The following is a 12,465-nucleotide window of genomic DNA, read 5'->3' as shown; positions in this document are numbered from 1 at the left end:
GCCAGCGATGACGGCGGCAGAGCAGGCGAATGGCGTTTCATGGCGTGTGGCGGGCGCGATGCGCACCGACGTGGGGCGCGTGCGCTCGCTCAATGAGGACACCGTCGCCTTCGTCGCGCCAACCGAACGAGACCCGGAAGCCAAACGCGGCTTGCTCGCCCTCGTCGCCGACGGCATGGGCGGCCACGCCGCCGGCGAAGTCGCGAGCGCGCTGGCGGCGGAAGTCGTTCGGCGCGTCTATTTCTCGCTCGACAGGCCGCCGCGTGAAGCGCTCCTGGCCGCGTTCGAAGCGGCCAATCGGGCGATACTCGATTACGCCGCCAAACATCCCGATTGCGCCGGCATGGGAACGACCTGCACGGCAATCGCCGTCCGCGACGAATGTCTTTGGCTCGCCCATGTCGGCGACAGCCGCGCCTATATTTTGCGCGACGGCGAACTGATCCAGCTTTCCCAAGATCAGACGCTGCACGCGCAACTCGTGCGCGACGGCGTGCTGACCGCCGAGGAGGCGGAAAAGAGCCCTGGCGGCAATGTCATTCTGCAGGCGCTTGGAACGCGCCAGGAGATTTCTCCTGAGCTCTGGTCCGAAGGAATGCGCTTGCGATTGGGCGACCGGCTCATTTTGTGCTCCGACGGTCTGTCCAATCTCGCGAGCGACGCCGACATCGCGCGGATCGTTTCGCGCCTTCCGCCGGGAGCGGCCTGCGCCGCCTTGATCGACGCGGCGCTCGCGGCCGGCGGTTACGACAATATTTCAGTCGGCGTGTTCGTCGTCGAGCGCGCCGCGCCGACAGAATCGAACGGCCAGGCGGCGACGCAACGGATCAACATCGTCGATCCGCCGGCAGGCGCGCCGACGCTGAAGATCGAAGCCATCGCGGAGGGTTGAGCCATGAGCGACCCGCAAATGATCGGACATTATCGAGTCGTCAAGCTGCTCGGCACGGGCGCGATGGGCAAGGTGCACGCCGCCGTCGACACGTTCCTCGAGCGCGAGGTGGCGATCAAATCGCTGCGCGCCGAACTCACTCAGGACCCAGACTTCGTCGGAAGGTTCCGCGCCGAAGCGACGAGTCTCGCCAAGCTCAATCATCCCAACATCACCACCCTCTATTCGCCGGTGCTCGAGGGCAGCAATCTTTTTATGGTCATGGAGCTCGTGCATGGCCGCCCGCTCGACGAAATATTGCAGGAGCGCGGCAAGCCGCTCGGCGTCAAGGAAAGTCTCGCCGTCATCGCGCAGGCGGCGGACGGTCTGGCTTATGCGCATCAGATGGGCGTCATCCATCGCGACATTAAGCCGTCGAATCTGATGGTCGCCGACGACGGCCGAATCAAAATCATGGATTTCGGCATAGCGCGAGTGCGCGGCAGCGTGCGTCTCACGCGCGCCGGCACTGCGGTCGGCACGCCGCTCTATATGTCGCCGGAACAATGCCGCGGCGGCGAAGGCGACGAAAGAAGCGATCTCTATTCGCTCGCCGTCGTGCTTTATGAATTGCTCGCCGGCGCGCCGCCATTTTCGGGCGCGACCGAATATGACCTCACCCAGGCGCAGATTCACGCCGAGGCGCCGCCGCTCGTGCCGCGAATCTCCGGCGTGACGCCCGAAATTGAATCGGCGATCATGACGGCGCTGTCGAAGCGTCCGGAGCACCGTTTCCCCAATTTGCGCGCCTTCAGCGACGCGCTCGGCGCGACGGCGCTGCGCATCGACGCTTCCGCCATCATCCGCAACGCGGGACATCTGGTTCAGGATTCGACCGCCGAGCGCGACGTGCCCACGCCCGAACGCCTGTCGACCAAGCTGATCGCCTTGGCGAAAAGCCGCAGCGCGACGGCGGTGCGCCGCTTCAAGGGGCTGCATCCGGCGGCGCAGGGCGTACTGGTCGGCGTCGGCGCCGTTGCAATTCTTGGATCTCTGTATCTTGGCCTCGAGCCTTCCTTCTCTTCCGACGAACGCAAAACCAGGGAGATCTCGCTCCCAGATAAGAGGAGTCGCGGCGACGACTCCCGATGGCAGGACGCCGACGTCGGCAATCGCCGCGCCGCGCCGCGTAACAGCACCACCTTCGGCGTGGACGAAAACCAAGCGTCGACAGTTCCAACATATGACCGAAGGTCCAGGGAAGACGAGCTTGAATCGAAGTTCGCGCGCGCCGAAAGCCGCGCGCGCGACGGCGATCAAAAGGCGCGATATGAGTTGGGGATGCTGTATCTACAAACGCCCGGACACCAAAAACTCGATGATGCGTTCAAATGGCTGAAAATGTCGGCTGAGCAGGGTAACCCAGACGCGCAATATGAGCTCGGGAAAATGTATACGAATGGATTGGTCGATGAAGTCGCGGACGACGTAAGGCTGCGCGAAAGAATGGCCGCCGACTGGTGGGAGAAAGCGGCGCGGTCAGGTCACGCCAAAGCGCAATTTCAGCTCGGGCGGATTTATGAAGGCGGGGCGGGCGGCCGCAAGAGAGACCGCCGGGAAGCCAAGGACTGGTACAGCAAAGCGAGCGCTCAGGGCGACGCCAATGCAGCGGAGGCCTTGCGCCGCATCCGATAGAATTCTTGCGACGCGATCTTTCCAGTCCGCGATTAGTCGACGTGGCCAATTCCCCCGCCGCCGCCAGAACCGCCGCCGCCTCCGCCGCCGTGACGGCGATGATGACTTGCGACGCGGACGCGTCCGCGATGATGCGCGTAATGGGGACGCGCATGATAGTGATGGGCGTAACCGCCGTAGCGGCGCCGGCGGAAGCGGAATCCTCCGAGTATCGCGCCGATGAGCCCCAATTGCGCCGACGCCGGCTCGGGATCCAAAACGACAAGTGGCAGCGTCAAGGCGCCGAACAGCAAGGATCGGCGCGAAAGCCGACGTTCAACGCCGGAATCATTGTCAATCATGGAATTCGCCCCCGCAGACGACAGGTCCTGATTATTGTTCTTGCGGCTGCGTCCTGTCAATTTGGCGCCGCCAATTGCATCGATGCGCCGATCGATTTCGTACTGTCGGCGGCCGAGGCGCTTGGGGCGCTGGTCGCGAGTGCTGCGATTTAAACTGAGCGGCTGCGCCCGTCGCGCAATCGCGACGATTTGGAGAAGGATTAATGACGGACGCAAAACATGGCCCTGCCTCCGCGTCCGTCTTCGTCGATGAGCGCGCCGACGGACCGGGCGTCACGAATTTTTCCGAAAATGATCCGGCGGCGTCCTTCTATCGCGTGCTGATGAAACTGCGCGCGCCAGTCGCGATGCGCGACATGATGATGGCGCCCGTGCGCGCCTGTTACAGGGGCGAGGGCCTGACGGTCGACCCGGCCGAACTTCCCGCGAGCGCGGCGCAGCTCTATCCGCAAGTGTCGGTTTCAACGCTCGCCGTTGCTTCGGACGCCGGACCGATCCGCTGCGCATGTTTTTCGCCGCCCGGCGAAGGCCCGCGTCCAATGATGCTTTATGTCCATGGCGGCGGTTTCGTCGTCGGACGATCGGAAGACACGGGCTTCATCACCAGCCGCATCGCCGCCGAAAATGACGTCATCGTCGTCAGCGTCAATTATCGTTGGGCGCCGGAATGGCCGTTCCCCGCCGGCCTCGACGATTGCATGGCGGTTCTGCGTTGGCTCCATGAAAAAGGCGGCGAGATCGGCGGCGATCCATCGCGCCTGTTGCTCGGCGGAGATTCCGCCGGCGGCAATCTCGCCGCGGCGCTGGCGATCAGAGCGCGCGAGGAGCGCTTGTCGGTTCTTGCGACCGTGCTGCTTTGTCCGGTCACGGATTTTCGCTTCGAACAATTTCCGTCGTTCGAGCGGCTGGCGCCGGCCGGCCTCGTGATCGATGCGCCCTTCATGGCGTTTGCGCGCGCCGCCTATCTGACCACGGCGCGGCAGTGGGATCATCCCTGGGCAAGCCCGGCGCGCGCCGATTTGAGCGGCTGTCCGCGAACATTGATCGTCAGCGGAACAGCCGATCCGCTGCTCGACGACAATCGCGCCTTCGCCGAAAAATTGAAAGCGGCGGGCGTGACGGTCGAGCATTTCGTCGGGAACGCCATGCCGCATGGCTTCTTCTTCTTTCCAGGCCTGTTGAACGAGGCGGACGCCGCTTATGCGGCGATTGGAAGATTTCTCGCAAAGGCGCGGCGCGCATGGTGATTTTATCGTTAAGCCCAGAACTGAGACCGGGCGTTGCCGCTTGGCGCGGATTTATGCACAATCGCCGTCTCGAATCGGTCATTGCGACTTGAAGGGTTACGCTCAAGACAAATATTCGCTTTCAAGATGAGGCGTCTTGAGGGGAGGTCCGTAAGATCGCCTAGCTGCAGAATACCTCATTAAATCATGAAGAAGCATCTTCTCGCCGAGATGAATGATCCGCCGGTCGCGCCGGTTCCAAGCGATCAGCCATAATCGGGAGGCTCAAATGCTTAGGCATGCCGCGTGAAATCTTGAACTTGGCTGGCTAATCCGGCCTCGGATTAGCCATTGATTATCGATTAAATGAGAGATTCGCCTTACTCAAAAAGGCGGTCAACCACGTTTGGAGCGGAACATGCGTTTGAGAACGCGCTCTCGCGCCCGGCTTTTCTCGACAGTGGCTCTGGCCGCGGGCTTCGCCGCGACGCTTGACTGTTCGTTTGCCCCCGCTATGGCGCAGGGCTTTTTCTTTTGGAACGGTGACAGCCTGCCTCGGGCGGCGCCGCGAGAGATTAGGCATGTCGCTCGACCGCGCCACGCCGGAGGAAAGAAAACGTCGCCGACGGCGGGTGATAAGACCGGCGCGACGACGTCGGCGCGCGAGGCCAAGGCCGATGCGCCGCAGCTCGATCGACCGCTTTTTCTGGTCGCATCGATCGCCGATCAGCATGTGTCGATCTATAATCATCACGGCCTCGTCGTGCGTTCGGCGATTTCGACAGGCATGGCCGGACATCCGACGCCGAAAGGCATTTTCAGCATTATCGGCCGCGAGCGTTTCCATCGCTCGAATATCTATTCCGGCGCGCCGATGCCCTTCATGCAGCGGATCACCTGGTCGGGCGTCGCCATGCATCTTGGCGTGGTGCCCGGCCATCCGGCCTCGCATGGCTGCATCAGGCTGCCCGCCGCATTCGCCGCCAAGCTCTGGGGCATGACCAGGATCGGCGAGCGGGTCGTCATTTCGCCGCATGAGGTGACGCCCGTCGAATTCGAACACGCGCTGCTGCCCCAGCCGAAGCTGCGGACGTCCGCCGAGCCCGAAAAGAGCGAGTCCGGCGCGCCAGTCGCGGCGACGCCAGCGTCGGCCGCTCCCCCGCCCAAGGCGGAGAAGCCCGAGATCGAGACAGGCGGAGACGCGGCCAATGCGGCAAAGGCCGACCCCGCCGCGGACCAGAAACCATCCCCCGCCGTCGCCGAGGCGTCCGCCGACAAGCCGCACCCCCAGGCCGAGCAGCCGAAGGTCGAGGCCGAACCGGCCGCCGCCGTCAAAGCCGAAACCGCGCCTGTCGAGGCGCAAAAAGAGGCGTCCGTCGCCACGGATGCGCCTGACGCCAATCCAGCGCGACCGGCGGAACAGCCGAAAATCGAGGCCGGCGCCGAGAAGACGGCGCCATCGGCCAGCGCCCCGCCGAGCGCCGTCGCGGAACCGGCGATGGTCAATCCGCATCAATATGCGCAGCAGCTCAAGGCCAAGGCGGTCGCCGAAGCCGCCGCCGCCGTCAAGGCGGTCAAGGCGCTGACCCTCGACGTCGGCGCCAAGCAGAAAGAGGCGGCGCGGGCCGCGGCGGAACTCAGCGCCGCCGAAGCGGCGCAGGCGTGGGCGAGCCGCAAAGCGGACGCCGCCGCCGCGACATATGACGCGGTGACAGCCTCGGCCGCGAGCCAGCGCGATCCTGCCGAGACGGCGGAGCGTGAGGCGTCGGCCGGCGACGCGCTGGCCAAAACCAAGGCCGACCGCCTGACGATCGCCTATGGACGGGCGCTCCTCGTCGAGGACGCGGCGCTGCTCGCGAAGACCAACGCCGACGCCGTTCTCGCCGACGCCACGGCGAAGCTCGAACGGGCGCGAACGGCCGCGAACGCCAGCGAATCGGAATTCGCCGACGTCGATCGACGCCTCGACGAGGCGCGAACCGCGGCGGCGACCGCCGTCGCCGCTCAGAAAGACGCCGAGCGGCGCGCGGCGCCGATTTCGATGCTGATCAGCAAGAAGGAAGGGCGCATCTATGTGCGCCAGGGTCTCGCGCCGCTGTTCGACGCGCCGATCGACATTAGGGATCCGAAAACGCCGCTGGGATCGCATCTTTATGTTGCGACGGCGGCGAGCGACGATGGGAAGTCGCTGAAATGGCATGTCGTCTCGATGCCTGTCCACCTCGGCGAAGAGCCGGTCACGCGCAGAAAGACCGCGTCCAACGAGGCCGGGATGGGCTGGAGCTTGCGCACGACGACGAGCCCGACCGAGGCCCTGGAGCGCGTCGACATTCCGAAGGACGTTCGCGATCGAATCGGCGATCGGCTTTGGACCGGCGCGTCGCTTATCATCTCGGACCAGCCGGTCAGCAGCGAGACCGGCGCCGTCGGCACCGATCTGACGATCAAGCTGCGGTAGATCGCGCGGCGTTTGGCCGACCGTCCCAACGCGGCGCCATTAGGGCCGGTCGATCGTGATCTCGGCGCCGGGCGGCGTCTGGTCGATGACCAGAAGTTTGACCGGGCCGCTCCCCGTCGCGGCGCCGAAATGCCAGCCGTCGACGCTCTCGACGATGAAGTCGCCGGCGCGGTAGACGCGCGACGCGGAATCGGCCTGCTGGACGGTGAGCTCGCCTTCAAGAACATAGGCGTAGCGCTGGAAGGGATGCTTGTGCTCCGGCAGTTTGACGCCGGGGGAGAGGGCGTAGATCGTCGCGACGACCTGCAGCGGCCCCGGCGCAAGCGCGATCGGCTGCCCTGTCGCGGTTTTCGTCGTCCGGGCGATTTCGGTCATGACTTCCGCCGGCGCGCGCTGCTCCGCGAGGGATGCGCCGGCCGAAACCGACGCCAAGCCAAGGATCGCGACAAAGCCCAGACGAATCATATGCTGCTCCATTCCCCTTAAAGCGCCGATCGCGCCCGTCACACGGCCAGGCCGAAAATCGCGCCGACGCCCGCCGTCAGCGCCAGCGCCAGCGCGCCCCAGAAGGTGACGCGGACCATCGCCCGAAGGATCGGGGCGCCGCCGGCCCGGGCGCCGATCGCGCCGAGCAGCGCGAGAAACGCCAGAGTGGCGGCGGACACGATCGGCACGATCGCCTCGCGCGGCGCAAGCCACGCCGCGATCAGCGGCAGAGCGGCGCCCGAGGCGAAGGTGACGGCCGAGGCGAAGGCCGCCTGCATCGGCCGCGCGGCGACGATATCCGAAAGGCCCAATTCGTCGCGCGCATGGGCGGTGAGGGCGTCCTTTTGCATCAGCTGCAGCGCGACTTGGCGGGCGAGGTCCGGCTCGATTCCGCGCCCGACGTAAATCTGGGCCAGCTCCTCCCTTTCGAGTTCGGCGTGCTCGCTCAGCTCCTTGCGCTCGCGCGCCAGATCCGCCTTTTCGGCGTCAGACTGGGAACTGACCGAGACATATTCGCCCGCCGCCATCGACATCGCGCCGGCCGCGAGACCGGCGACGCCGGCGATCAGCACGTCTTCGCGCATCGACGCGGCGGCGGCGACGCCGACGATGAGGCTTGCGGTCGAGACGATGCCGTCATTGGCGCCAAGCACCGCGGCGCGCAGCCAACCGATCCGCTGGACGAGATGTCGTTCGGGGTGGAGACGAAGCCGGGTCATGTCGTCTCGGGACGGTCGCTGGATCGCGCCGCATTTGGACGGAATCGCCCTAATGTGAATGACGTGGTCGGTTTCAATTTCTTAGAGTGCGCCTCACGCGAAAAACCGGCTTCGGCGGCGCAATTTATATGATGGTCGAGCGCGCCTGAAGGCGTCGCCTCGATCCATCCACATCAAGATGCGGGGGTCATCGGCTTCAACTGCCGCTTCGGCGCGGGCGAATTTCCTCAAGCCCCGCTTAATCGGGTGGAATTGGGCGCACATTTGGGCGGAGGGCTCTCACTGCCGCGCGGGTTATGCCAACTCCGCTACATTCCCCATTCCGCGAGGGCCGCCTCAGCGCCCGCTGCGTTGTTCCTGATACGGTAGACGGTCTGCCGTGAAAGTCCCGTCGCGGCCGCGACAGAACCGACGCCCGTTCCTTGATTGAGCATGTCGCGGACCGCTTCAAACTGCGTGCGTGAGTAACTTGGCTTCCGGCCGCGGTATTTACTCTCTTGCGCGTTTGCTTTCGCGTGTTCGATCCCGGCGCGCTGCGCTTCCTTCATGGCCTCTGCTTGGGCTTGAGCCGTCGCCGACAGGAACGCGATTAGCGCATCCCGCACGGCTTGTTGCATGGGGTCCGTCGTCGCGCCGTCAAAGGTGAGCCCATTGATGACGGTTCGAACGATGACGCCTCGGCGCATAAACTCCCGAATGGCGTCCGTCACGTCGGCGTAGTTGCGCCCGAGGCGATCCACCCAACGAACGACAAGCGTATCCCCGGATCGCAGCATATCGAACAAGCGGCGGCCCTGCGGACGCTCGGCAAGGGGAACACGAAGGCCCGACATGCCTTCGTCGGCAACCACAAGGTCGATAGCGAACCCAGCCGCTCGGGCTTGGGCTTCTTGGTGGCCGATGGTCTGGTCCAGCGTCGAGACGCGCGCATAGAGGATCGTTTTCATGAGGCGACCCTGTGTCCGTTAGGATTGTGTCCGCACAGTATTATGTCCGTTGGGACAAGTCAAAACTAACGGATGCCTATTCGCCGCCATTTTCGCCTTACCGTTGAGATATACCCTTACAGACATACGCCTTTCATTAAGGCGGGGCTATGCGCAAGAGTTGCTTGGCTTCCGAACCGCCCGCCTGATAAAATCGGCCCCTCGGCTGAGCCTTGTCTGGCGTCACCCGTAACGAGTAGCTTGGAGTTTCTGCGTCATGTCTGACGACAGCAGTCACGACGACATTCTCAATTTGACCGATCCGGCGGAATATGCGGACGCTGTTTCTCAGCGCACGATGGCGTTCTGCCATTTGGCCAAGCTAGCCGACACGGTTGAAGATGAGACCGTGAAGGAACTCTGCGTGACGATGCTGCGGAAGCTTAATTCGAGCATGCGAGCCCCGGCGGCGGCCGAACTGCGCTCGATTGAGGGAGCGTCCCGAAACTAACAGGCGCGGTCAGCGCGCCGTTCGCTCAGACGATCTTCTCAGAGCGTCTTTCAGCCCTCTCCCGTAACATGGCCGCCAGTTCCCGCGCGATGGCCGGAGCGACAACTTCATAGTCCACAGGGACACACAGAACGTTGTGGCGATACTTGCGCATGGGCGCGCGGCGGAGCAGAGCGGCGTGGCTCCCACTATGGACGCCAGGTCATTCGCATGGTCCCGCGCTACGCGCCAATTGAATGCCTGACCGCACTCTCGCCTCAAGCTTGGATTAGGCGCTTAGCGCGACGCCGCAGGATGACGGCTGGCGCAACTGAAAGGACCCAGGCGATGCGACTGCTGGCGGCGAGCGCGGCTATTCTGATTCTCTCATCTCGACTCGTCGTTGCCGAAGACGCCCCGATAACTTTCCAATGTGAGGGAAGTCTTCAGCAAGGGAGTCAGAAGACCGAAACGCCGATCGAGCCGTTCTCGGTCGAGATCAAAGGCAAGGTTGTGACGCTAACTGGTGTCGGCAATCTCGGGACAGCCTTTTCGCTAATTCAGAAGGATCAAAGGTTCTATGTCTTCAAGAATGCCGGGAAGGACCAGGGCGGGAATATCGACCGCCAAACCGGAGTGATAAGCCTTTACGTCCTGGACAAGAGCGCCCACAAAATCTCTGCGTCGATCAACGGCCGTTGTCGCTGAGAACCAACGCCGCGGCCGTTGAGAAGGAACATCTGCCCGGCTCCTTTGGGCTAGTTCGCGGGATACATATGTCGGCCACGTGGCGGACGCTTCACCAAGCTGCCGTCACAAATAATTGAAGATACAGTAGTTTATAACATCAATAGAAAGTGGCGGAGGGGGCGGGATTCGAACCCGCGATACGGTTTCCCGCATACACACTTTCCAGGCGTGCGCCTTCAACCACTCGGCCACCCCTCCGCGAAGCGCGCAATATATTCACGCGCGCCCTAAACGCAATCGCCGCGCATCGAACGCAAAACGGCCGGCGGGCGGCGCATGGAGACGGCGCATCGAGACGGCGCATGGACAGGCGCGGCGGCGGCGCCTATTCTTGCTTGCGCCGATTCACGCCCAAGCGCCAAGCCAACGAAGAGACCATGCTGCGACTTCTCACCAGACTGATCGGCCTGCTGCTGCTCGCCGGCGGCTTCATCGCCCTCATCGTCGACGGCACCCGCTCGATCGCCGCCGGGCGGCTGATGGTGACAAGCATCAACCGGGGCGCGTCGTCGGTCTTTCCCGGCCTCTATCAGTCGATCCAGGCGAGCGTCGAAAATGTCTCGGGGTTTCTCTGGGACCCGGTCCTGACCACGCTGATGACGGCGCCGGTCAGCGTCGCCTTCGGCGGCGTCGGCGCGCTGCTCATCCTGCTCAGCCATCGCCGCCAAGCGCCGCTCTATTACGCCCGCCGCTAGTTTAAGTCCGGGACCCGCACTATATCGGCGCCATGGCGATCTTCGACGAACTCTTTCTTTCCAAGCTGCTTCGACCGATTCCCGACCGCGAAACGCCCGTGCCGCACGGGACACGCCATTTCGTCAATGGCCGCCCGCTCGATCCGCCGTTTCCGCTGGGGTCGCAGCAGGTCCTCTTCGGCATGGGCTGTTTCTGGGGCGCCGAGCGCAAATTCTGGCAGGCCGGCGAGGGCGTCTATGTGACGGCGGTCGGCTATGCCGGCGGCATGACCAAAAATCCGACCTATGAGGATGTCTGCAGCGGCCGCACCGGCCATGCCGAAGTGGTTCACGTCGTCTATCAGCCGCCGGCCATCACTTTCGAGCAGCTCTTGCGCCTCTTCTGGGAGGGCCATGATCCGACCCAGGGCATGCGCCAGGGCAATGACCATGGCACGCAATATCGCTCGGCGATCTATGTCTCGACGCCTGAACAACTTGCCGTCGCGAATGAGTCGCGCGCCATGTATCAACGCGTATTGACGAAGGCCGGGCTCGGCGTGATCACGACGGAAATCGCCGATTGCCCGCCGTTCTATTACGCCGAAGAATATCACCAGCAATATCTCGCCAAGAACCCCGGCGGCTATTGCGGTCTCGGCGGCACCGGCGTCGCCTGCCCGCTCGGCGAGTCCTCTTTCTGATCCGAATTCCGGCTGATCGGTTCGCTCGGGCTGCGTCATTCCCGGCAGGCCGAAGGCTTGACCGGGAATCCAGGGACAATCCAAGAACGCCGGTTTTGCTCTGGATTCCAGATCGCGCGCGTTGCGCGCGTCTGGAATGACAGCCGAGCAGATCAAACGGATTTCGTCTGACGCTTATTTCGCGCGCAAAACCTCGCGGCAGGCGGCGGGCAGTCCGGCCATCGTCATCGGCGGCCAGCTCTTCGACGGCCCCCCTTTTGGATGAATGATCTCGTCCCTGAACCACCAGGCCAGCGAGGCGTCGCAGCCGTCGCCGGCGGGCGTCGGGTCCTGGTCGCGGCAATTCGAGCCGTTCGGGCAGAAAAGCCGGATGTGGAAGTGGTAATTATGGCCCCACATCGGGCGCACCTTGCGCATCCAGCTCTCGCCCTGCGCGACCCGGCAGAGCGCGCGCTTGATCGCGGCGTTGACGAAAATCCGCTGCACGCCGGGGTCCATCGCCGCGGCGCGGATCACCGCGACATGGCCGTCGCTCCAGACATCGGGGCGGACATCGAGACGGTCATCGCGCACGACGTCCGTCGACATCATGTCCTCGCGCTCTTCGCGGGTGAGTTCGCGATTGGGCATCGGCGCGAGCCAGATATCGGCGTCGAGGCCGATCTGATGCGAGGCGTGGCCCGAGAGCATCGGCCCGCCGCGCGGCTGCGACATGTCGCCAATGAGGAGGCCCGGCCAGCCCGATTCCTTCGCCGCTTTCGCCGTGTATTGCTTCAGGAAGGCGATGAGATTGGGATGCCCCCAATTGCGGTTGCGCGACAGGCGCATGACCTGCCAATGCGGGCCGTTGATCGGCAGCGGCTCGCCGCCAGCGAGACAGCCGCGCGAATAGAAGCCGATCGGGTCCGGACGAAGCGGCGCCCCTTCCTCGGCGCGGCCGAAGAGTTCCCGCGCCGGCGTGCCGGGACTGGACGGATTGGCGAGCGGCGGCAGGGGCTTGGGATCGAGCGTGCCCTTGTCCTGCGCGTAAGCGCCCCCGGCAAAGGCCGCCAAGCCCAACAGCGCGGCTCGAAGCGCCCGCAATGTCCAATCCGTCATGGGCGTCTCGCCCCCAATCTCGATAGG

The 12,465-nt window shown here is 64.1% G+C and carries 13 protein-coding genes and 1 tRNA gene; 9 read left to right on the top strand and 5 right to left on the bottom strand.

Annotated elements, in window-relative coordinates:
* Positions 1-7: 7 nt before the first annotated feature.
* From U1E20_RS14935 to U1E20_RS14915, 5 genes are all read left to right on the top strand, one after another.
* Positions 8-892 (top strand): PP2C family protein-serine/threonine phosphatase, encoded by an 885-nt coding sequence (locus U1E20_RS14935; protein WP_409981414.1) that lies wholly within the window; start codon positions 8-10, stop codon positions 890-892.
* A 3-nt stretch (positions 893-895) separates the two neighbouring features.
* Positions 896-2,566, top strand: a complete 1,671-nt coding sequence (locus tag U1E20_RS14930) for a serine/threonine-protein kinase (protein ID WP_409981413.1) — start codon at positions 896-898, stop codon at positions 2,564-2,566.
* 89 nt (positions 2,567-2,655) lie between these two features.
* Positions 2,656-3,060, top strand: coding sequence for a hypothetical protein (locus U1E20_RS14925; protein WP_409981412.1), 405 nt, complete (start codon positions 2,656-2,658; stop codon positions 3,058-3,060).
* A 50-nt stretch (positions 3,061-3,110) separates the two neighbouring features.
* Positions 3,111-4,154, top strand: coding sequence for an alpha/beta hydrolase (locus U1E20_RS14920; RefSeq protein ID WP_409981411.1), 1,044 nt, complete (start codon positions 3,111-3,113; stop codon positions 4,152-4,154).
* Between the two features lie 439 nt (positions 4,155-4,593).
* Entirely contained in the window at positions 4,594-6,591 is a 1,998-nt protein-coding gene (locus U1E20_RS14915) for a L,D-transpeptidase family protein (protein ID WP_409981410.1), read from the top strand.
* Between the two features lie 39 nt (positions 6,592-6,630).
* Here U1E20_RS14915 and U1E20_RS14910 read toward each other — a convergent pair whose 3' ends face one another.
* From U1E20_RS14910 to U1E20_RS14900, 3 genes are all read right to left on the bottom strand, one after another.
* A complete protein-coding gene (locus U1E20_RS14910) occupies positions 6,631-7,056 on the bottom strand; it encodes a cupin domain-containing protein (protein ID WP_409981409.1) in 426 nt (141 codons plus the stop codon).
* Positions 7,057-7,094: 38 nt separating this feature from the next.
* A complete protein-coding gene (locus U1E20_RS14905; protein WP_409981408.1) occupies positions 7,095-7,796 on the bottom strand; it encodes a VIT family protein in 702 nt (233 codons plus the stop codon).
* A gap of 308 nt (positions 7,797-8,104) precedes the next feature.
* Positions 8,105-8,743: a recombinase family protein gene (locus U1E20_RS14900; protein ID WP_409981407.1), complete on the bottom strand. Its 639-nt coding sequence runs from the start codon at positions 8,741-8,743 to the stop codon at positions 8,105-8,107.
* 256 nt (positions 8,744-8,999) lie between these two features.
* On the opposite strand from U1E20_RS14900, the gene U1E20_RS14895 reads away from it, so the two are divergent.
* Both U1E20_RS14895 and U1E20_RS14890 read left to right on the top strand, forming a co-directional pair.
* A complete protein-coding gene (locus tag U1E20_RS14895) occupies positions 9,000-9,233 on the top strand; it encodes a hypothetical protein (RefSeq protein WP_409981406.1) in 234 nt (77 codons plus the stop codon).
* Positions 9,234-9,527: 294 nt separating this feature from the next.
* Positions 9,528-9,920: a hypothetical protein gene (locus U1E20_RS14890; protein WP_409981405.1), complete on the top strand. Its 393-nt coding sequence runs from the start codon at positions 9,528-9,530 to the stop codon at positions 9,918-9,920.
* Positions 9,921-10,070: 150 nt separating this feature from the next.
* On the opposite strand, the gene U1E20_RS14885 is transcribed toward U1E20_RS14890, so the two are convergent.
* Positions 10,071-10,160 (bottom strand) — tRNA-Ser (locus U1E20_RS14885).
* A gap of 179 nt (positions 10,161-10,339) precedes the next feature.
* On the opposite strand from U1E20_RS14885, the gene U1E20_RS14880 reads away from it, so the two are divergent.
* Together U1E20_RS14880 and msrA are read left to right on the top strand one after the other, a co-directional pair.
* A complete protein-coding gene (locus U1E20_RS14880) occupies positions 10,340-10,657 on the top strand; it encodes a hypothetical protein (protein WP_409981404.1) in 318 nt (105 codons plus the stop codon).
* 32 nt (positions 10,658-10,689) lie between these two features.
* Positions 10,690-11,340, top strand: coding sequence for a peptide-methionine (S)-S-oxide reductase MsrA (gene msrA / locus U1E20_RS14875; RefSeq protein WP_409981403.1), 651 nt, complete (start codon positions 10,690-10,692; stop codon positions 11,338-11,340).
* 174 nt (positions 11,341-11,514) lie between these two features.
* Here the strand turns inward: msrA and mepA are convergent, their stop codons facing one another.
* Positions 11,515-12,438, bottom strand: a complete 924-nt coding sequence (gene mepA / locus U1E20_RS14870) for a penicillin-insensitive murein endopeptidase (RefSeq protein ID WP_409981402.1) — start codon at positions 12,436-12,438, stop codon at positions 11,515-11,517.
* Between the last annotated feature and the right edge of the window lie 27 nt (positions 12,439-12,465).

The sequence above is a fragment of the Methylocystis sp. genome, from assembly GCF_046349115.1.
GTDB lineage: Bacteria > Pseudomonadota > Alphaproteobacteria > Rhizobiales > Beijerinckiaceae > Methylocystis.
Note: the sequence above shows the minus strand (reverse complement) of the source record. Positions and strands in the feature narration are given on the sequence as shown.

Coding starts and splice junctions, on each gene's coding strand:
- U1E20_RS14895 (WP_409981406.1), top strand. CDS start 9,000: ATGTCTGACGACAGCAGTCACGACGACATTCTCAATTTGACCGATCCG.
- U1E20_RS14880 (WP_409981404.1), top strand. CDS start 10,340: ATGCTGCGACTTCTCACCAGACTGATCGGCCTGCTGCTGCTCGCCGGC.
- msrA (WP_409981403.1), top strand. CDS start 10,690: ATGGCGATCTTCGACGAACTCTTTCTTTCCAAGCTGCTTCGACCGATT.
- U1E20_RS14905 (WP_409981408.1), bottom strand. CDS start 7,796: ATGACCCGGCTTCGTCTCCACCCCGAACGACATCTCGTCCAGCGGATC.
- U1E20_RS14930 (WP_409981413.1), top strand. CDS start 896: ATGAGCGACCCGCAAATGATCGGACATTATCGAGTCGTCAAGCTGCTC.
- U1E20_RS14920 (WP_409981411.1), top strand. CDS start 3,111: ATGACGGACGCAAAACATGGCCCTGCCTCCGCGTCCGTCTTCGTCGAT.
- U1E20_RS14890 (WP_409981405.1), top strand. CDS start 9,528: ATGACGGCTGGCGCAACTGAAAGGACCCAGGCGATGCGACTGCTGGCG.
- U1E20_RS14910 (WP_409981409.1), bottom strand. CDS start 7,056: ATGATTCGTCTGGGCTTTGTCGCGATCCTTGGCTTGGCGTCGGTTTCG.
- U1E20_RS14935 (WP_409981414.1), top strand. CDS start 8: ATGACGGCGGCAGAGCAGGCGAATGGCGTTTCATGGCGTGTGGCGGGC.
- U1E20_RS14900 (WP_409981407.1), bottom strand. CDS start 8,743: ATGAAAACGATCCTCTATGCGCGCGTCTCGACGCTGGACCAGACCATC.
- mepA (WP_409981402.1), bottom strand. CDS start 12,438: ATGACGGATTGGACATTGCGGGCGCTTCGAGCCGCGCTGTTGGGCTTG.